Origin of the sequence: Clostridium putrefaciens (assembly GCF_900461105.1) — a bacterium.
GTDB classification, from domain to species: Bacteria; Bacillota; Clostridia; order Clostridiales; family Clostridiaceae; genus Clostridium_L; species Clostridium_L putrefaciens.
The window spans coordinates 177,762-198,399 of sequence record NZ_UFWZ01000001.1; the positions used below are offsets into that span (position 1 = coordinate 177,762).

General features: G+C 29.8%; 22 protein-coding genes, 1 pseudogene and 1 riboswitch. Of the genes and pseudogenes, 14 read left to right on the forward strand and 9 right to left on the reverse strand.

Annotation, left to right across the window (positions count from 1 at the left end):
- Position 1 precedes the first annotated feature (1 nt).
- Positions 2-670, reverse strand: a complete 669-nt coding sequence (locus DY168_RS00815) for a DUF969 domain-containing protein (protein WP_115640043.1) — start codon at positions 668-670, stop codon at positions 2-4.
- A gap of 352 nt (positions 671-1,022) precedes the next feature.
- On the opposite strand from DY168_RS00815, the gene DY168_RS00820 reads away from it, so the two are divergent.
- The 3 genes from DY168_RS00820 to DY168_RS00830 all read left to right on the forward strand — a co-directional run bounded on the left by DY168_RS00820 (position 1,023) and on the right by DY168_RS00830 (position 4,175).
- Positions 1,023-2,063 carry a M42 family metallopeptidase gene (locus tag DY168_RS00820; RefSeq protein ID WP_115640044.1) on the forward strand — a complete coding sequence of 347 codons (1,041 nt, stop codon included), beginning with the start codon at positions 1,023-1,025 and terminating at the stop codon, positions 2,061-2,063.
- Positions 2,054-3,055, forward strand: coding sequence for a M42 family metallopeptidase (locus tag DY168_RS00825; RefSeq protein WP_115640045.1), 1,002 nt, complete (start codon positions 2,054-2,056; stop codon positions 3,053-3,055). Before DY168_RS00820 ends, DY168_RS00825 begins: the two co-directional genes overlap by 10 nt.
- Before the next feature lie 121 nt (positions 3,056-3,176).
- Positions 3,177-4,175: a M42 family metallopeptidase gene (locus DY168_RS00830; protein WP_115640046.1), complete on the forward strand. Its 999-nt coding sequence runs from the start codon at positions 3,177-3,179 to the stop codon at positions 4,173-4,175.
- A 235-nt stretch (positions 4,176-4,410) separates the two neighbouring features.
- Here the strand turns inward: DY168_RS00830 and DY168_RS00835 are convergent, their stop codons facing one another.
- The gene (locus DY168_RS00835; RefSeq protein ID WP_115640047.1) at positions 4,411-4,983 is read right to left on the reverse strand and encodes a cob(I)yrinic acid a,c-diamide adenosyltransferase; all 573 of its coding nucleotides are present in this window, start codon (positions 4,981-4,983) and stop codon (positions 4,411-4,413) included.
- Positions 4,984-5,343: 360 nt separating this feature from the next.
- On the opposite strand from DY168_RS00835, the gene DY168_RS00840 reads away from it, so the two are divergent.
- From DY168_RS00840 to DY168_RS00860, 5 genes are all read left to right on the forward strand, one after another.
- Entirely contained in the window at positions 5,344-5,688 is a 345-nt protein-coding gene (locus DY168_RS00840; RefSeq protein ID WP_115640048.1) for an EamA family transporter, read from the forward strand.
- A gap of 121 nt (positions 5,689-5,809) precedes the next feature.
- On the forward strand, positions 5,810-7,093 hold the full coding sequence (locus DY168_RS00845; RefSeq protein WP_242984143.1) for an ArnT family glycosyltransferase: 1,284 nt from the start codon (positions 5,810-5,812) through the stop codon (positions 7,091-7,093).
- Positions 7,094-7,582: 489 nt separating this feature from the next.
- Complete coding sequence (locus DY168_RS00850; protein WP_115642361.1) at positions 7,583-8,377, forward strand: thymidylate synthase; 795 nt, start codon at positions 7,583-7,585, stop codon at positions 8,375-8,377.
- Positions 8,378-8,866, forward strand: coding sequence for a dihydrofolate reductase (locus DY168_RS00855; protein ID WP_115640050.1), 489 nt, complete (start codon positions 8,378-8,380; stop codon positions 8,864-8,866).
- 196 nt (positions 8,867-9,062) lie between these two features.
- Positions 9,063-9,875 carry a hypothetical protein gene (locus DY168_RS00860; RefSeq protein WP_115640051.1) on the forward strand — a complete coding sequence of 271 codons (813 nt, stop codon included), beginning with the start codon at positions 9,063-9,065 and terminating at the stop codon, positions 9,873-9,875.
- 280 nt (positions 9,876-10,155) lie between these two features.
- Here DY168_RS00860 and DY168_RS00865 read toward each other — a convergent pair whose 3' ends face one another.
- Positions 10,156-11,163, reverse strand: a complete 1,008-nt coding sequence (locus tag DY168_RS00865) for a TRM11 family methyltransferase (protein WP_242984029.1) — start codon at positions 11,161-11,163, stop codon at positions 10,156-10,158.
- 265 nt (positions 11,164-11,428) lie between these two features.
- Positions 11,429-12,210: pseudogene (locus tag DY168_RS15215) on the reverse strand (hypothetical protein).
- A gap of 64 nt (positions 12,211-12,274) precedes the next feature.
- On the opposite strand from DY168_RS15215, the gene DY168_RS00880 reads away from it, so the two are divergent.
- Complete coding sequence (locus DY168_RS00880) at positions 12,275-12,622, forward strand: hypothetical protein (protein WP_115640054.1); 348 nt, start codon at positions 12,275-12,277, stop codon at positions 12,620-12,622.
- Positions 12,623-12,962: 340 nt separating this feature from the next.
- On the opposite strand, the gene DY168_RS00885 is transcribed toward DY168_RS00880, so the two are convergent.
- Positions 12,963-13,364 (reverse strand): hypothetical protein, encoded by a 402-nt coding sequence (locus tag DY168_RS00885; RefSeq protein ID WP_115640055.1) that lies wholly within the window; start codon positions 13,362-13,364, stop codon positions 12,963-12,965.
- 304 nt (positions 13,365-13,668) lie between these two features.
- On the opposite strand from DY168_RS00885, the gene DY168_RS00890 reads away from it, so the two are divergent.
- The 5 genes from DY168_RS00890 to thiT all read left to right on the forward strand — a co-directional run bounded on the left by DY168_RS00890 (position 13,669) and on the right by thiT (position 17,687).
- Positions 13,669-14,241, forward strand: coding sequence for a VanZ family protein (locus DY168_RS00890; protein WP_115640056.1), 573 nt, complete (start codon positions 13,669-13,671; stop codon positions 14,239-14,241).
- 538 nt (positions 14,242-14,779) lie between these two features.
- Positions 14,780-15,472 carry a sugar phosphate nucleotidyltransferase gene (locus DY168_RS00895; protein WP_115640057.1) on the forward strand — a complete coding sequence of 231 codons (693 nt, stop codon included), beginning with the start codon at positions 14,780-14,782 and terminating at the stop codon, positions 15,470-15,472.
- Between the two features lie 54 nt (positions 15,473-15,526).
- Entirely contained in the window at positions 15,527-15,946 is a 420-nt protein-coding gene (locus tag DY168_RS00900; protein WP_115640058.1) for a DUF3785 family protein, read from the forward strand.
- Positions 15,947-16,031: 85 nt separating this feature from the next.
- Positions 16,032-16,190, forward strand: coding sequence for a hypothetical protein (locus DY168_RS14550; RefSeq protein ID WP_172556219.1), 159 nt, complete (start codon positions 16,032-16,034; stop codon positions 16,188-16,190).
- Positions 16,191-16,874: 684 nt separating this feature from the next.
- Positions 16,875-16,975, forward strand: a riboswitch (TPP riboswitch).
- 58 nt (positions 16,976-17,033) lie between these two features.
- Positions 17,034-17,687, forward strand: coding sequence for an energy-coupled thiamine transporter ThiT (gene thiT, locus DY168_RS00905; RefSeq protein WP_115640059.1), 654 nt, complete (start codon positions 17,034-17,036; stop codon positions 17,685-17,687).
- A 134-nt stretch (positions 17,688-17,821) separates the two neighbouring features.
- Here thiT and dhaM read toward each other — a convergent pair whose 3' ends face one another.
- The 4 genes from dhaM to DY168_RS00925 form a co-directional block, all read right to left on the reverse strand.
- Positions 17,822-18,211: a dihydroxyacetone kinase phosphoryl donor subunit DhaM gene (gene dhaM, locus DY168_RS00910; protein ID WP_115640060.1), complete on the reverse strand. Its 390-nt coding sequence runs from the start codon at positions 18,209-18,211 to the stop codon at positions 17,822-17,824.
- 60 nt (positions 18,212-18,271) lie between these two features.
- On the reverse strand, positions 18,272-18,910 hold the full coding sequence (gene dhaL, locus DY168_RS00915) for a dihydroxyacetone kinase subunit DhaL (RefSeq protein ID WP_115642363.1): 639 nt from the start codon (positions 18,908-18,910) through the stop codon (positions 18,272-18,274).
- 130 nt (positions 18,911-19,040) lie between these two features.
- Positions 19,041-20,039, reverse strand: a complete 999-nt coding sequence (gene dhaK, locus DY168_RS00920; RefSeq protein ID WP_115640061.1) for a dihydroxyacetone kinase subunit DhaK — start codon at positions 20,037-20,039, stop codon at positions 19,041-19,043.
- Between the two features lie 227 nt (positions 20,040-20,266).
- Positions 20,267-20,497: a helix-turn-helix transcriptional regulator gene (locus tag DY168_RS00925; RefSeq protein WP_029451938.1), complete on the reverse strand. Its 231-nt coding sequence runs from the start codon at positions 20,495-20,497 to the stop codon at positions 20,267-20,269.
- Positions 20,498-20,638: the final 141 nt, after the last annotated feature.

The window sequence follows — 20,638 nt, forward strand, 5'->3', positions numbered from 1 at the left end:
CTTATTTTGATTTGTATTTTTTATTTAATTTTTTATCTGTTAATGAGAATTGTATAGTTGCAAATGCAAAGGCAATTATTGCAATAGGTATAGATGCCTTTGCAACATCTAATTGAATTACTTCATATCCAAGTTCATTTAAGGTACCAACGATAAGAAGTACACCACCGCTTGCAATGAATACATTTTGACCAAAGAAGTTACCATAGTTTTCAGATGCAGCAGAAATTGCTTTAATATTATCTTCATCCTCTTCATCTATTTCACCATATTTACTAATAGCAGCACCTTGAGCCATGGGGTTTATAAGAGGTCTTATAAACTGAGGATGTCCACCAAGTCTTAAAGATAGTGCAGCTGCAACTTCTCTTATAAATAAGTACATAGATAATAATCTTCCAGTAGTAAGACCACTAGCCTTTTTAATAAGATCTATAGCTTTTTCCTTAAGTCCGTATCTCTCGCAGATTCCGATTACAGGAAGCGTAAGTACAAATAAGGTCATATATCTTGTGTCAACAAATGCCTTACCAAGGACATTTAGTACATTTATGAATCCCATCTTAGCAACAAGTCCAGTTGCAACACCTGATATTAATACAACTGCAATAGTATCAAGTTTTAGACTAAAACCAATAATAACAATTAAAATACCGATAAGTTTTAACATATTTATCATCCCTTCCTTCAATGAGTGAATAATTTAGAAAATTAGAATTAAATTTAATTTATTATATCCTAAATATATTTTAATTTCAGTAGCCTAGTATACAAAACTTAAATTAAATTATATAAAGATTAATAAATTATTATAAATATATGTAATCTTATATTGTTTAATTATAAAAGTTACCCTTATAATAATAAATATTTATATATTAAGTTCACTTATATGTTAAAATATAGGTATATTTAGATATAGAGTAACTATGTTAAATAGTAATAAAAAAGAAAGCTTGAAAGCTTTAAAATGCATATAATTGAACTTAAAGAAGATTTAAAATTATTGAAGGAGGATAAACATGGAGGAGAGAGAAGTTTTAAAAATATTATGTGAAGCTCACGCACCTAGTGGAAGAGAACACCTTTTACATCCCATTATAAAGGATATATTTGGTGAGGTTTCAGAAACCACTGTGGATAATATAAATAATATGTATATAAAAAAGGAGGGTAACAAAAAGGGCAAAATAATGGTTATGGCACATGCAGATGAGATATTTCTAATGGTAACCTCTATTGAAGAGAGAGGATTCCTTAAATTTAAGGCCTTTGGAATAGATGCTAAAACATTAGTATCTCAAGAATTAATCATTCATGGTAAAAAGCAGATAAAAGGAATAATAGGTATTAAGCCACCACATCTTATGAATGATGAGGATAGAAAAAGGGCTGTAAAGGTAGAAGATTTATTAATAGATACAGGATACTCTAAAGAAACTTTAGAATCCATAGTAAAGGTTGGAGATTATGTCACCCTAGATAGAAAGTTTAGTGAACTTTTAAATAATAATGTTAGTTGCAAGGCCACGGATGATAGGGCAGGAGTTGCAGCCTTATATTCTACAGCAAAAGAGCTTAAAGATATAAATCATGATATGGATGTTTACTTTGTATGTTCAGCTCAAGAAGAAGTGGGACATAGAGGTTCTAAGGTTGCAAGTCATGAGATAAACCCAGATATAGGTATTGCAATAGATACTACATTTGATAGTGGTAGGCTTGGGGATGAGGATCGGGATAATAAGCTAGGACTTGGACCAGTTATATGCATAGGACCTAATATACATCCAAAGCTTAGGGAGAGGTTTGTAGCAATAGCTAAGGAGTACAATATACCATACCAAGTGGAGGTAGAGCCAGGTAATACAGGAACAGATGCCTGGGATATACAAGTTGCGAAAACGGGAATACCAACATTATTAATATCAATACCAATTAGATACATGCACACCTCAGTAGAAGTTATAAATATAGATGATATAAAAAACACCGGAAGAATAATTTCAAAATTTATTGAAAAGTTAAAAGGTGAGGAATTGGAGGAATTATTATGCTTTTAGAAAGGCTTTGTAACGCTTCAGGACCATCTGGATTTGAAGGTGATGTAAGAAAGATAATAATAGAGGAAATAGAGAGCTATGTAACAGATATAAAAATAGATAAGATAGGTAATATAATAGCACATAAAAAAGGTAACGGTCCAAAGGTAATGGTAGATGCACATATGGATGAGGTTGGTTTTATAGTAACGGGATTTAATGAAGATGGAACTTTAAGATTTAGTGCTTTAGGAGGTATAAATAACAAAATAATACCCTCTAAGGTTGTATATATAGGTAAGAAGAATATAACAGGGGTTATTGGAGTGAAGCCAATCCATCTTCAGTCAGGAGAGGAAAGAAATAAAAATCTTTCTTATGGAGATTGTTGTATTGATATAGGAAGTAATTCAAAGGAAGAAAGTAAGGCTTTAATAGACCTTGGAGAATATATAGTATTTTCAACAAAGTATGAAGAGTTTGGGGAAGGCCTTATAAAAGGCAAAGCATTTGATAATAGAATGGGATGTTATGTTCTTATAGAAGCTTTAAAAGAACAGTTTGATTGTGATTTATATGCAACATTTAATGTAATGGAGGAAATTGGAGAAAGAGGAGCTTTTGTAGCAGCTTATGGAGTTAAGCCTGATATAGGGATAGTTCTAGAAGGTACTATTTGCGCTGATATGCCAAATGTACCAGCACATTTAAGCGCTACAGAAATAGGAAAAGGGCCAGCTATATCTATAATGGATAGAACAAGCATCTTTAATGAAGATATGGCAGAGGATATAATTAACATCGCAAATAAAGAGAATATTATGTATCAAAGAAGAAGGGCTATAGCAGGAGGAAATGATGCAGCAGCAATCCATGGCACTGGTGGAGGAGCTAAAATATCTACAATTTCAGTACCATGTAGATACATTCATTCCTCTGTATCAGTGGCATCCTTAAAAGATGTAGAAAGTACTAAAGCTTTACTTATAGCTTATTTAAAGTCTCTTATTTAATAGTGAGACATAGTAAAAGACATGAGAATAGTAACTTAAAACTAAGTTCTAATATTATGTAGAAAAGTAATTATCTTTTTATAAAATGTTATAACTAGATTACAGAAGGGGGAATAATAAGGTGGATATTTTACTAGAAAAATTAATAAATGCTTTTGGAGTAAGTGGGCATGAAGATGAGGTAAAAAGAGTTATAGAAAAAGAAGTAGAGACTATGGGATTTAATATAAAAGAAGATAATATGGGAAATCTAATAGTTAAAATTACAGAAGAAAGCTTAGAAAATAAGAAACGGTTTATGTTGTGTGCTCATATGGATACTATAGGCATAATAGCAAATTATATTGATGATAATGGATTCGTAAGAGTAGGAGCCCTTGGAGACTTTGAAGCCTCTAACATGGTAAACAATTTTGTTGCATTTGAAAATGGAACAATAGGAAGAATTTGTGCTAGTAAAAAGGATAGTGATATTGAAGATTTATTTATTGATCTTGGAGTAAAGGGTAAAGAAGAAGCTTTAAACTTAATAAGAGAAGGAAATGTAGCTAAATTTAATGGAGCTGTACTTGAAATAGGAGATAATATAGTAGCACCTTATATGGATAATAGAGTTGGAGTATATATATTACTTAAGGTTTTAAAAGATATATGTGAGAAGTCTAAAGAAAATAAGGATTATATTAAAACCTTAGATAGAGAATATTACTTTGTATTTAGTACACAAAACAAATTAGGTGCAAGAGGAGCGAGAGCCGCAGCATATAACATTAACCCAGATGGCTCTATAGTTATTGATGTAGAGGGAGCTTTTGATTACCCAAATGGTAAGAGTAATATCTCACTTGGAAATGGTCCTATTATAAAGGTTATCGATAGAACATTAATAGTTCATCATGAAATTAAAGATATGCTTGAAAAGGCTGCTACAAGATCTAATATAAAGACCCAGTACTCAGTAGGTGAAGATGGAACAGATGGAGGAACCATTCATAAAGAAGGAAGTGGAGTTAAAACAGGTGTGCTTTCAGTACCGTGTAGATATATTCATACGAATGAAGAAATGATAAATATTAAAGATTTAAATAATAGTATTAAATTAGTTTTAGAGTTAATTTAGGAAAGTTTAAATTAAAGGTAAAACATTAAATGGAGGATAAGGTACCAAATGTAATGCAAGACATTGAGCGCAAGGTAGTGGGCTAAGAGTTTTAGCAAAAATTAAGTATAAGGTAAAATAAAAAGGTGACTTAAAGTAATAATCTTTAAGTCACCTTTTATCTAGTGATTTAGTAGGTTATGTAGATTAGTTTTCTTTATTAAATCCTAACTATCCAAATATAGTTACATTTTAATTAATCTAATTTCCATTCTTTCATTGCAGTTTCAGGCTTATCTTGAAGGAAGTTTATATATCTTGAAAATGTAAAGAAAAAGTCTGAAAGTCTATTTATATATTGATAGCTATCAGGATACTCCGTTACATTTACCTCCTTTAGGTATCTTACAAAAAATCTTTCAGCTCTTCTTACTACAGCTCTTGTAACTTGAGCATAAGTGCCTTCTTTAGTTCCACTATATAAAATAAATTTAGTTTGTGGAGGCATTTGATTTGTCATCCAATCAATTTCGCTTTCTAAAAAGGTAGAATGAGTAGGAAGTAATTTGTTTTTAGTAAAATCCATAGATATCTCTACACCCATATTAAAAAGAGCATTTTCAATTTCTATTAAGTCATCTGTAAGTCTTTGCTTTTTAACTCGTGAAACTTTATTGCAGTCGTATAATAGGCAATTTAAATATCCAACATGTGCATTTAGTTCATCTATGTTACCTTGAAGTTCTATAAATGTACTATCTTTAGCAACTCTTTGACCTAATAAGTTGCCTGTAGTACCCTTGTCACCAGTCTTAGTATATATACCCATAATATTCACTCCTTGTTATATGTTTATCAGTTTTTATTATAATTTAAAAGTAATTGTTGTTAATAAATTTAAAAGTAATTGTTATTAATGGATTTACAAAAGCATAGGGATTATAATATATGTAACTAATTGATAACCCTTATTAGGTACTATTATATCACATAATGGTATTATTGAACGATTTTTTTTTGTGAAGACTTATAACAATTTAAAGTTTAGTTTTACCAAATTATGAATATAATATGTATTAAAGATTTATAAATTAATAAAATATTAATATTATAACTTCTAAATAATAAAAGTTTGATATAATGGGTATTTAAGAGTAAAAAAATTTAAGTATTAAGGAGAGACAAAAAGATGATATATGGTTTACTTATGGTAAATATAATACTTTTGGTATTAGGACAAACTTTGTGGAAGATAGGAATGAAAAGTGTAAGTATAGAACTTAGCTTAAGTGGAATATTTAAGGTTTTATTTCAACCTTATATATTTGCAGGACTTGTGGTATATGCAGTAGCTACATTTATATGGCTTTATATACTTTCTAAATCGGATTTATCCTTAGTTTATCCCCTTCAAAGTTTGTGTTACGTTTTTGCTGCGTTTATAGGGATAATAGTATTTAAAGAATATATTCCGCCTACAAGATGGTTTGGAATAATATTAATACTTTTAGGAGCATTTTTTGTAGCAAGATAGATAAGATTCTTGGGTTTAAGTGAAAGCTTAAATATTTACCTTTTTAGGTAAGGGTAAGTTTCGTCATAGTTTTTATAGTGGTTTAATCACTGATTTAAAGGAGGTAACAAGTTTGTTTAGTATGAAAGAAGAAAATAAGAGTATAAAATACACATTATATATATTAGCAATGTTGTTTTTTATATTTTGTATAATAACTTCATTAAAATATGGAGATTATAATCTTTTAGGAAGTTATGAAAAGATGGATGACGATGATGTTAAATATATAAGGAGTGCGTGGAATATACTTGATACAGGTATACTGTCTTACCACACACCAGGTGTTAAAACAGTATTTATAATGCCAGGGATTTCTTATACATTAGCATTTTTTATGAAGGTATTTGGAAGGTCAAATGGAGTTGTAGCCTTTAGAATATTTCAAGGCCTTTTTCAGACATTATCTGTATTTATAATATACTTTATAGGAAGAAAGCTATTTAATAGCAAGGTAGGATTTTTAGCAGCCATAATGGATATGATTTACATACCAGAAATATGGTCTACAAATATAGTTTTAACCGAAACTTTATTTAAGTTCTTTCTAGTGTTACTAGTATATATATCAATTTATGCTGTGGAAAAAAGGGAATTTAAATATTACATATGGGGTGGAGTTGTATGGGGTATAGCTACCTTGTATAGGCCGACTACTGCAGCATTTCCAATGATTATACTTTTTATGTGGATAACTAAGAGGTATAAAATTACTCAGATGATTAAGTTTGGGATTGTCACAACCTTAGTCTTTGCAGCCATAATGAGCCCTTGGTGGGTTAGAAATTATAAGGTTTTTGGGAAGTTTGTACCACTTACAATATCCGCAGGTAATCCTATGTCTCAAGGGGGTTACATACATTATAACGAAGAGGTAGACTATTACCAAGTTAAGCACTCGGATGATCCTATAGAGCAAGATGCGTTTTATAAAGAAAGTCATAAGTATAGGGTAGAAAACTTTATGGTAAAGAGGCCATTTGCTTATGCTAAGTGGTACCTTGTAGAAAAAAGTGCATTGCTTTGGATAGCTCCTTTTTACTGGAAAGAAGTTTGGGGAATAAAGATAGCGGTTGTAGCAGTGTACCATGTTTTATTATTGATACTCGGAACTTTTGGGATGATAAAATATCTAAGAAATATAAAGGGCCATAGAAATAGTAATAAATATGACTACGATACTTATTCACTATCTATGTATAGACCTTCTTCTGATATAAAATTTTTAAATGGGAAGATATTATCATTCGTACTTTTGTTTTTCTATATCACCCACTTACCTTATATAGCATTTTCAAGGTATGGATATCCGAGTATGTTTGTATTTATGATTTATGCCTCTTATTTAATTGTAGGAGAAGAGTAATGGTCAAAGCAAGTAATATAAAATAAAATTTAACAATAATTAATAAAAGTAAATTAGATTTATATGAGATTTACGAAATAATCCACTATAATTAACACCTAATCAACAAGTTGTCCACAGTATTTTGTGCATAACTCATGGTTTTTGTGGATAAGTTTACGAAGAATGCCCTTTTGATATGTGGATGAAAAAAATGTCAGCTACAAAAAACGCATAAAATGCTAGGTTTTACTCTCTTTTTACACTATAAACAACAGGTTATCCACAAACAATTAACAAAACATACATTTCTGTGGATAACCTATGTTAAGTAGTCCACATATTTTAACAAATGTGATATATTAATTAAAACATTTAAGGAATGAAGTCTTTTTATGATAAAACTTAAGATTATTTATATTTTTTATAATGAAAAGTTTTAAAAAGTAACCTTTTATCCTAAAACTATGTATAATATAAGCTATCAATTATAAGAAGGAGTTGGTCTTCATTAGTACTGCAGATAAGCAATATTTAACTTTAGTTAAAGATATATTGAATAATGGATATTATGAAACTGAAAACAGGACCGGGATGCCTACGCATAAATTACCTCATAAGATTATGCAGTTTAACCTTCAAAAGGAGTTCCCTATATTAACCACTAAGTTTGTAGCATTTAAAACTGCTGTAAAAGAACTTTTGTGGATATATAAAGATCAATCTAATGAGGTAAAAAAGCTTCATGAACAAAATGTGCATATATGGGATGAATGGGTAAAGGAAGATGGAACTATAGGCACATCTTATGGATGGATAGTTAAAGAGTACAATCAAATAGATAAGCTAATTGAAGGGTTAAAAAGTGATCCTCAAGGAAGGCGTCACATATTAAGTCTTTGGCAAATACCGTATTTAGACGGAGGATCCTTGTATCCATGTGCCTTTATGACAATGTGGGATGTAACAGATGGTAGACTTAATTGTATGCTTGTACAAAGGTCTGCTGATGTACCACTAGGATTGCCATTTAATATGACTCAGTATGCAGTACTTACCCATCTTATTGCTCAAATAACAGGATATAAGGTAGGTCTATTTACTCACGTTATAAACAATGCGCATATCTATGAAAACCAAGTAGAGGGTGTAAAAACACAAATTTTAAGAGAAGATGATGACTATGATGCTCCAAAGCTTTGGATAAATCCAGAAATAAAGAGTTTTTACGATTTCACAATAGAGGATATAAAGCTTGTAGATTATAAGTATCATCCATCTATAAAAATGGAGGTGTCAGTTTAAATGTTAACTGCTGTAGTAGCTGTGGCTAATAATAACGCCATAGGAAAAGATAACGACCTTTTAGTTAAGATTCCAAGAGATTTAAAAAGATTTAAGGATATAACAACAGGTCATACTATCATTTTAGGTAGAAAAAATTTCCAGTCTCTTCCAAGGGTTTTACCAAATAGACATCACATAGTACTTACTAGAAATAAAGATTTTAAAGTACAAGATGACAGAGTTACAGTAATACACTCTACTGATGATTTAAAGACCTATATAGAATCCAAAGAAGAATACTTTGTCGTAGGGGGAGGACAGATATACAAATTACTTCTACCCTACACAGATAAGGTGTATATAACAAAGGTCAACGCTACTTTAGATGCAGATACATTCTTTCCAGATCTAAAAGAAGATGAGTGGGAAATCACTCACAAAGAAAAGGGTATAAGAGATGAACAAAACCCTTATGATTATGAATATATAGACTATAAAAGAATTTAACAAAAGAATTAGCCAGTTAATGTAAGCACCTCAGAGGTCATCCCAATTTGTGGAGAGAACTTTGAGGTGCTTACACTTTATAGGTTGAAATATAGATTTATTGTTACGATGAATTTATGTTATAATAAATGTAAGTAAATTAGAAGTTGAAGATAATGGATAAGCTCATGTTAATATATATAAAGGAGTGATTTACATGAAAAAACTTAAAGGTTTAATTTTGCCACTGGTTATGTCATTGGTAGTTTTAGCAGGTTGCGCACCAAAGGGTGAGGAAAATGTTAAAACAGAAGCAAATAAGACTGTGGAAGAAACTAAAAAGCCAGAAGAAACTAAAAAACCTGAGGAAAAGCCTGTAGAAGAAAAGGTAGATGCTGAAGTATTAAATAGATTCGACAAGTATTTTTATAAAGGTAAAGATGAACTAATTTATATAGGTATGGCTGAATATGGTTTTATGGCTAAATACCACAAGGAAGATGTAAAGGACGCTAAAGAAAAGGTCGTAGTTTATGAAGGCGCTATGAGAGATGGAATGGGAGAACCCGATGGAAAAGGCCCAAGGAAATTCACAGTAAGTTACACTATAGATAAAGATAAGATTGTAGAAAAAATAGACAATAGAGACTATGTGAAAAATAAAAAGACCATCTTAAATTCTATTATTGAAAACTTTGTTGTAGTTAAAGGCGAAGTAAAGGTAGGAAGTAAGTGGGAGCAAGGATTTAAGATTGAAGATAAGGAATATAAAGCTGTAACAGAAATAAAATCTTTAGATAAAAAAGGTGATAAAGATGAGTTTGTTGTTGAAAGTACAGTAAAGGACATAAAGGGATATAAAGATAATACTTACGTAGAAAGAAGAACTTATAGAGAAGGTCTAGGACTTATAATGCTAGAATATAGACCTACAATGGTAAATGGTCAAGAACCTATGGATGATTTTATAGGGTATTCATTAAATTATCTTAAAGACAAAGATGGAAATGTTAATGTAATTGAAAGATAAGTAGTTATAAGATGAATCTTAAATAAAAAAAGACACTGAAGTATATACTTCAGTGTCTTTCAGCTATAGGGGGGATATAAAGGGTAATGGTTTAATACACTAATATATTTATTGCTGTTTAAAGATATTATATATCATTATTTCATAATAATCAATATTAATTAGAGTAATATTAATTATTACTTATTAGAAGAATAGTAAGTGAACTATTCTCAACCTAAGAGGATGGAAAAGTTCCGCACATGAATGTTAAAGTGATATTAATATAAGTTTCTAAAAGCTAGACGCATATAGTTAAATATCTTTTAAATTGACCCTTAGAAATATCGCATTTTTCAATGATCTTAAAGCCTGACGACAAAAGATGTTTGTCCATATCTTCAAAGGTTAATATAACTATCTTATCTGCAATCTTCCTACTACCATTTATAATAGTTAGTTGATCTTCAAGGGTAGTTGGTGAAAATAACCCATAAGGAAGGTCTATAATGGCTACATCAAATTTATCTTTAATGGTAGTCATATTAGCATTAGTAATCACATCTTCATAATCAAAGTATTCAAGTATTTTTTTTGCCTTATAAGCAATGCTTGGATTTATCTCAAAGCCTTTTATATAAATATTTAAAGACAAAGCTTCAACAATCACTGTACCAATCCCACAGCAAGGATCTACAACCTTAGTTTTTAAATTATTCCCAACAGCTATATTCACAATAGCCCTAGAAACTCTTACATTTAAGGCATTAGAATAGGAATAAGGCTTTTTGTTATGAAGTTGCCAATTATTATCATTAGGTTCATTTATACCGAAGATCCACCTATTTCCTACCTTGCTTATAGCAAGTAGAACATCAGGATTATTCATCTCGGCTTCACCAAGAATATTTAAGCCTATAAGGTTTTCTATTTTACGTTTTTCATGAAATCCAACCTGATTATCCTGACTAGGAATATATGAAACCTTAAAATTTTCATAATGTAATTTGTCAGACACCACCTGATTTATTATAGAATCTAAGCTATCACCAATAAAACTTACGAAGAGGCATTGTTTTATGAAGGGGCTTCTAGAAGGATTCACATAGTGATTAGAAAAAAAACATTTGTTTTTAGGGGACTTTTTAAATAGGGATTTCATTTCTAGTTTACATAAAGCCTCTTCATCCTTACTAAAATTAATTGTATAAAAATAAAGCTTTAAGGAAGCTTTATTATATAATTTTAAGCTTTTAAGTTTTGATAAATCGCCTTTATCTTTTATATTAGCTAGGTAGGACATTACCATAAGATCACACCTCATTTAAAATTTAAGAGAAAATAATTATAATTATTTTCAATACACATTATAATAAATTATTAATTAAAACTATAATATATCAAAAGCATATTAATTATAATTAAAAAATGTATAGTATAACTTTATTCCATGAAGGCTATAAAGTCAATTAAACACATTTTTAAAATTAGAATGATTAACTCTTTATTTTATGATAGCTATAATAGTGTATTTTTACTTGAGTAATTTTACAGTTGAATAGAAAAACACTTTTCTAAGCTATTTTTAATAACTCTAAAATTTTTTCTATAGGCCCGCCGGCTTTGACAGCATTGTAGATCCATATAACTTTAGCTTTTTGAAAGTCATTTTGGGCTAATTTAAATCCAGTATTAAAGTGATAAGATTCATTAGAGAGTTAAAATTTCTAAAGGTGATAATGATGTATCCAAAGAAATAAATGCTTTTAAGTAACCGTCTTTTTGAAATGCATCTTTAGGATAACTTAATGTTATTGAAACATTTTTTCTACCCTTCAAATCGCCAACATAGTTGTAAATATAGTATTGCTGGTCTTTGACGGTGACAAGGTCAAAGTCCTCTATATTTAAACTTTCAGCAAATTTATTAAGTTTTGCTCCTAATTTAATATGATCTTTAGGAAAAATAACTCTATTAGCTTTTAATGCACCTGTGTAGCTGTAATCAGCTTTCATGGAAGCGTTAAATATATCTTTAATAATAAAATATATAGGTTTATTACTTTCTTTAGATTTGTTCCAAATCAGCGCTAATACTAGTGACCTTAATGAACTTCTTAAAAGTTTATCATTTCAATTACCAGTAGAAAAAAGTCTAGTTATGCTTGCTCTATGCCTAGGCGAAGCAAGCGTGCTTATATCAGATACTTTGCCATTAAAGGCTTTAACAACCATAGCAATTATAATATTTTTCATATATTTTGATTGTGGCTTAGTTAAATATAAATCAAAACTTAACTTATTAAAAAAAATTGTCTATTGAAAGTTCTTTTGATATAATTGATTTCTGAAACATTTATGCATGACTCCTTGTTGTCGTTTTTGTATGAGAACTTAATTATAACAAGGATTTTGCATAAATGTTTTTTTATTTTATTCAACTGTTTTTGCACTATTATAGTTACAATGAGTTATTGGAGGAAAATAACAATGAGTTTATTCAGAAAGATATATTTAAATTTAAATATACAACCAAATTGATTGAAATTATAATGAATTTTAATCAAAAAACAAACAAATATCATTGTCTGGATCAAATATCAACTATAAAAACAACTAAATCAAAGTATTATAGCAATAACAAAATCGATACAGATAAGATAATTTCTGAAATGGAAAAACAAACTGTAGACAAATTTAATAAAGAAGCAAAAGGTGATAATAATATTGATGAGAAGATAGGATGGAACGTAGAGGTAATGAATTGATTTTAAATTCATTAGCATTTAGAATCTCATAAGTTCTAGTTGAATACTTACCTTTCATGATTTATATATTTAAGGGATGGATTAAAATACTAAAAAAGTTAGATACTTATTAGTTACTTTAAATCCCTATTAATAAACCAGGAAGTTAACTTCCTGGTTATTTTAACTATAATTACTAACGTTAAGCAAATAATATCCCCTAGCATGGGATATGTCAGTGTTGTTGGCTACAGGCCAAAATTGTAAAAGTAAAAGCTCAATAAAACCACTCTTTTACGATTTCTTTTATTTATTACCTACTCACAACATCGTTTAATATGTACTAAAAGTGTTTAAAATTCTAGTTGGAAACATAACCAGATATATCAGCGGCTGCTGGATTTACTGGTGCATGGAAGTATAATTTGTATGTTCCTGGTGCTACGCTGTAAGATTGGGTTGTTGAGCCAACACCACTTGCATTAAATTGCATACCGGTTTTACCGTAAAATCCCACACGATTTTTTTTACAAACTTGTACTTGCATATACTGAGCTGATGATGGCACATTATTCCATGAATCGTTACTATGATTTATTTTTACTGTTTGAGTAGAGTTTGTACTAAATGAGTTAACTGAATATTTACCTCTAATTTCAGTACCTCTATATGACATTAAGGTTGCTGCAAAAACTGAAACTGTTGAAAGTGTTAAGGCGATACATGATGCGACAATAATTTTATTGAAAAGATTTTTTTTCATTTTAATTCCCCCTAATATTTTATAAAAGTATATACTTCACACTTATAATTATAAAATACATTTAATTAAATGTAAAAGATTGAATAATGTAGAAAAATGTGATAACATGTACATATACGGAGATATATGTTATTAAAATACAATGGTAATACTACGAATTTACTAAATTATAAAAGCCACTTTTACAATATAAAATCGGGAAAGTTCTGAAGTTAGGTTTATTTTCGTAGAAAAATCATTTAAGATATATTAATGACTTGAGAGTTTTTAAGAGTACTAGAATTATAATTAAAGAGGGGTTTTTATGAGAAAGATTTGGATATTATTAGATTTGGTTTTAAGCATATTATTAGGATTTTATATAAATCTTAATATTACAAGTGAACTTATAGTATATTTCTTTTCGGGGAATAATAGTGTATATGTATTTATATTCACCTTTTTTTTAATAATGCAGATATTACTTATATTTTCTATAATAAGGTTGATTAGAAATAAAAAGATAGATAAGTATACATTTAGAGCAATATTGGTTTTATATATCTCAATAATGTTAGTATTATTATTTGGTAGACAAGTTATGGAGACTTCAATAAATTTAAATCCTATTGATTTAATAACTTTTAAGAATAAGGATTCATTTTTACAAAACATATTGAATGTCATATTCTTTTTACCAATAGGATATCTAATAAAAGATATTGAGTTCAAAAAGGCTGTACCATATTGTTTAATCGGTGTATTTTTAATAGAATTAATTCAATTAGTAACTAAGAGGGGAACTTTTGATATAAATGATATTATTCTTAATATGATAGGAATATTTATAGGTTATTATGTAAGTAAAAAATTTAAGTTGGAATTAGTATCGAAGTGATGGTTCTATTTTAAAATTTAACGAATATAAAAAAAAGGGCTGTCGCACTAAAAAATTAGTGCGACAGCTTTTTTTGCTTAAAAGAATAAATCTCCCACTCGAAAAAGTGGAAGATTTATAGTAAAATTAACATATGACCAAATACATTAATTAACATAGAAATTACACTTGAAATTGTGGAAATTATTAATTAAAACTATAATATATCAAAAGCATATTAATTATAATTAAAAAATGTATAGTATAACTTTATTCCATGAAGGCTATAAAGTCAATTAAACACATTTTAAAATTAGAATGATTAACTCTTTATTTTATGATAGAATAAGGGTACTAATAAACAAATTATTTCTAGTATTAGTATAGAAGGTTTATCCGATGGCTACCATCCGCAACATCCCTCTCCTCTTCAAGGTGAGGGATGACGGCTGCTACGCCCCTGGATAAGTTCTTCTAAGACTCAGATGGAGAAGATGTATTCCTTATAAGCAAACTCCACATGAGTCTAAGAATCACTTGATACAAAGGAGATATAATAATGAGAGCTATTATTTTAGCAGCAGGTATGGGAACTAGACTTAAGCCACTTACAGATAATATACCAAAATCCTTAGTTAAGGTCTGCGAGGAACCTATGGCAGAAAGACAAGTTAGGTTCCTTAAGGAAAAAGGAATTAACGATATAATTATAGTTGTAGGATATATGAAAGAAAAGTTTCAGTACCTAGAAGAAAAGTATGGTGTAAAATTAATATATAATGATAAATATGATGTTTATAATAATGTTTACACTATGTATTTAGTAAGAGACTATATTAAAGATTGTTATATTACAGAAGCAGATGTGTATATGGTAGAGAATTTCTTTCAATCAAAAATAGATACCTCCACTTATTTTATAGGAATGAAAGAGAATTTTGAAAAAGAGTGGATACCTAAATTTGATTATAAGGGTAATGTGAATGGCATTGAGGTAGGACCTGGATCAGGCTATATTATGTCAGGCATATCTTACTGGAGTGAAAGAGACGGGAAAATCATAAAAGATGAGCTTGAAACAGTTATTAAAGCTGGAAACTTTGATAATGTTTATTGGGATGATGTTATAGCAAAGATAATATCTAAGCTACATGTAAAGGTACAAAAAACGAGATTACATTCCTGGTTTGAAATAGATAGCATAAAAGATCTTAATAAAGCTGAAACAATTATAAAAACCTTGAAAAGATAAAAGTTTTTAATAAACAAGACATTTAAAAAAATAAAAAATCCTAGGAGGATTCAAATGAATAATTATACATTTAATTTTAATGGTAAGACCTACGAATTATCTCTTGATAAATTTGATTACCTATTAAACGACGAAGAAAATGAAGTTACAGGAATAGAGAGAGAAGATATTTTAACTCTTTTAAATGAGAGCCCAGAGGTGGACTTTAATCTAGAATATTATAGCATTCCTTGCGAAGTATGTTTAGCTGGAAAAGAAGAAAAGAAAAGGTACTTTAACTTTTTAGAATATCACTTTACTATATTTACAAAAGAAAATGAATACGTAATGAGTAGTATATCTAAAGAATTTGAAGATACTTCCTTTACAGAACTTCAATCTCTTGGAACCATAGACAATAGCTTTATCGTAATAATAATGGTTTGTGAGAGTTGTGGGACTTATTCTATAGAAATTAATCAATGTGATATATAGGACATATATATTGTAGCTATAAAGCTAATTATAAACTATAATACACAATGAAGTAAAAATCTTAAATTAAATCGGAGGACTATATATGTCAGAAAAGAATATTGAAATGATGAAAAAGCTTATTGAAGAAAAAAGGTTAAAAGGCTTAAAAAGGGGTGTAACTCAAAGAGCTGAAAAGACTACAGGGGAATACAGAAAAGCAAATAGAAGTACAAAGAAAACAGGCGGTGTATTTGATAAATAAAAACTACCAGGGAATTTCATAAATAAAGATTGCCGGGATGTTTCATAAATATTAGCAGAAAGTTGTTAACCTTCCTAATTATCCATTAAGTATTAATATTATTAATGGATAATTAGTATTGACAACATAAATTTAAAGTAGTATTATTAGGATATAAACATAAGAAATATTTCTTATTATATAGCAAAATCTTTAAACAACGAAAGTAGTACCCCCAAATTAGAAGTAATAATATTGAAAGAGTGGGGAGAGTACACAAGAGAGTTAAGACTAAACTACTAAACTAAGATTTTTAGTTAAAAGTTAATCTTTTATACGTAAAAATCAGAACGAGTTTTCTTAGAATTGGAGAGTTGCTGCCTTTAGCAGTAGGTGAAGACCATTTTACCAATTAATTAAGAGATAGATGAGTATACATTTAGCTTACCCTAGCATATTTGTAAGTTATAATAGTTTTTAAACTAGGCTAACTTAGATACACCAAGGGAAATACAGTTTAAGGAGAGTACTATTGAAAGAAACGTTTATTATAAATAGAAGTTAGATTTTAATTCATTATGAATTATAATATCTAACTTTTATTTTTTTGTGGAAGAAATAATTAATTAAAGTAAGAATTATCTTAAATTTCAAACAAACTATTGATATAAGTAAGATAAACATAGTATAATGAAATCAAAAGAATATATAGGCTAGGGGTGCTGCAAAGCTGAGATTGGAATTTTTTCCTGACCCTTGTACCTGAACTGGGTAATTCCAGCGTAGGAAAGCGGAGAATGTGATTAAAACGCTGTTTTTCTATAGTGTTTATTTTTTTGGAAAAATTTAAAGGGGGATTAATAAATGGATTGGTTTAAGTTTAAATTCAAAGCTCCAAAGGCAGGGGAGTCTTTAAAGGAAGTCTTCTCAAATCCTATGATATACTTAACCTTACTAGTAGTTTTAGCGATCGCTATAATCTTTGTATATATAAGTAAGGTAAAGCTTACCACAAGGACTATAATTCATATTGGAATTGCTATAGCTCTAGCCATTGTACTTAAGATGTTTAGAATAATGCAAATGCCAATGGGAGGATCTGTAACCCTTGGAAGCATGATACCTATTATATTTATAGCATATGTTTACGGACCTAGAGTAGGCTATCTTACAGGAATGTTATTTGGGGTTATGGACTTACTTCTAGGTGCTTATGTAGTGCATCCAATGCAACTTTTACTTGATTATGTACTAGCCTTTGGCGTACTAGGTGTAGCAGGATATTTTAAGAACAATATATCTATTGGAGCACTGGTTGCTATATCATTAAGATTTTTATGCCATATTGCATCGGGTGTAATATTTTTCTCTTCCTATGCAGGAGAACAAAATGCTGTAGTGTATTCTATATTATATAATGGAACTTATTTATTACCAGAAGCTATAATAGCCATGGTGATTTTAGCTATTCTTCCAATTAAGAGGCTAAGATCTGAAATCTCTAAGGGTGCTTATTAAAAAGGTTACAAGTCTATGGACCTCTAACCTATTAATTTATAGTGTAATAGTACTCTTTCAGTATTACTGTTATTATATAAAAGATACAAGTAATAGCCCTCTATTGAATTCAATAGAGGGCTATTTTAAAAAAGTTATGATATTTTACCAAGAGATAAGCCTTTTAATGCTTCTTTTATTTCAGATCTATTTTTATCCATGCTACTTTCTACCGCAGCTGTAATAGCTCCTTCAACTAGAGCAACATCTAGTATCTCTACGTTAGCTTTCATAGTATCATCTAGCATTTCAATAGCCATTTCTGCATTCATAAATGCACTACCAAGGTCAAATAAAATTAAAACACCTTCATTGGAATACACTTCATTTATAGCATTTAAAATCTTATTCATATCTGATCCTATTCGGCCATCTTCAGTACCACCTGCAGCTGCTATTGGTACTTCATTTGCCATTTCATGTGCTAACTTTTTAGTACCTTCTGCAATCTCATTACTATGAGAAATTATAACAAGTCCTACCAATCTTAACACCTCCTTTGTAAATTACCTACTATCTAAAAACTAATATGTGTTATATTAATTTTAACCTTTTGATTTAACAAAGTCATAGATTGTTTCAAATATAAGGGCACTAGATACAGCGCCAGGATCTTTATGTCCAAGGCTTCTATCACCAAGGTAGCTTGCTCTTCCTTTTTTAGCTATGATATCCATTGTGTGATTGGCACCTTTATATGCAGCTTCTTTAACTTTAAATAGGGTATCTATTGTTCCTTCATCATTAGATAAGGATTCTCTTAGTTGATTTAATGCAGGCTCAATAGCATCTACCATGGTCTTATCATCTATTTCAGCCTTTCCTCTTAATTTTACACCATCTAAAGCAGCTTGAAGCATTTCTAAAAAGTCTTTAAGATCAACCTCGGATTTACCTTGAACCTTCATAGAAGCCTTCATAAAAGCAGTTCCATACAAGGGGCCAGAAGCACCTCCAACACTTGATACTAAGGCAAGACCTGACTTTTTAAGCATATCCCCTATGTCTTCTCCAGTGACATCTTTTATTTTATCAACCATTGCTGTAAAGCCTTTGTGTAGATTTAAGCCGTGATCTCCATCTCCAATAGTAGCATCTAATTCTGTTAGATATTCTTTATTTTTAGTCATAACTTCACTTAATTTAATTAATAATTCTTTGATTTCAATACCTTTTAATCTCAAGAATATCGCCTCTTCTCCATATAAATTATTAAACATTTTAACCTAATTGTGCAGAATTCTTCAATCCTCTTAGGTGTTGGTAGTTCACTAAACCCTATTTTAATTTAAGGCTTAAAGTAGCTTTATGTAACTAAATAACTTTAAAAGCTGGGGTATCTGAAGGTGCGTCTAAAAGTTCTTTTAATTCTTCGTCTAGTTTTAATAGTGTTATAGAAAAACCAGCCATTTCTAGAGAAGTCATATATTCACCAACAAAAGTTTTATGAACAACTATCCCTTTTTCTTTTAGTATTTCACTTACCTTTTTGTTTACTATATAGAGTTCCATATGAGGAGTTGCAGCAAGTCCGTTTATCATAACAGCTACCTCATCTTTAGAATTTAAGCTCATATCTTTTAATATCTTACCCATTAAATGTGTGGTTATTTCATCCGAGGTGCTTATTTTTTCTCTATGAGTGCCTGGTTCGCCGTGGATTCCCATGCCTATTTCTACCTCATCCTCAGCTAACTTAAAGTTAGGCTTTCCAGCTGCTGGTACAATGCAAGAACTTAAAGACATACCCATGCTTCTTACATTTTGAACTACCTTTTTAGCAGTCTTTTGAACTTCTTCTAAGGAGGCACCAGTTTCTGCCTTAGCTCCTGCGATTTTGTGAACGAATACTGTTCCAGCGATACCACGTCTTCCAGCAGTATAGGTACTATTTTCTACAGCTACATCATCATCTACAACCACCGTTTCAACTTTTATATCTTCCATATCTGCAAGTTCTTTTGCCATTTCAAAGTTCATAATATCTCCAGTGTAATTTTTAATTACAAGAAGGGTACCTTTGCCACCATCAACAGCCTTTATAGCTTCAAATATCTGATCAGGTGTTGGAGATGTGAATACAGATCCAGCTACAGCAGCATTTAGCATACCTTTTCCTACATATCCACCGTGTGCTGGTTCATGACCACTGCCACCGCCACTAACTAGGGCTACCTTTCCTTTTATAGGAGAATCATTTCTTATAAGTACATTTGCATTATCTAACTTCTTTAGATACTCAGGGTGAGCTGCCACCATTCCTTGAAGCATATCATCTACAACTAAATTAGGATCATTTATTAATTTTTTCATTAAAAACTACCTCCTTATTGTTATTATGCCTAAAATTCTAAATAAGATAACTTTCAATATATAAAAACCTTATTATATACATGATATAACAAAAGTCTTAACTTAAAAAGATTTTAATGTGTATAACCTTAAAGTTAATGATTTGTTAATAATAAAGGGCTTAAGTACCTTCTACCCTATGTAAGATATACTTTTAAGATATGTAGTAAACAGTGGTAAATAAGAAATTAATCCTCGCTATTAAGATACCCTTCTAATTCAAAAATATCATCAATTTTCTCATTGAAATATTGCGCTATTTTAAAGGCCAATTTTAATGATGGATTAAAGGTTCCTCTTTCTATTTCTAAAATAGTTCCTCTAGAAACCCCTATACATGTAGCTAATTGCTCTTGTGTTATGTTTTTCTCTGTCCTTAGTACTTTAATTTTGGTGTTAAATGTCTTAGATTTACTCAAAAAATAAAGCACCCCCTCACTAATTTATTCATATAATTATATCACTATATTTTAAATAAGGTATGTGAAAAATAACAATATCAAAGGAAAGTTCATTTTTAAAGCTCTGATTAAAGAATATATATGGAATAAAAAAGCTTT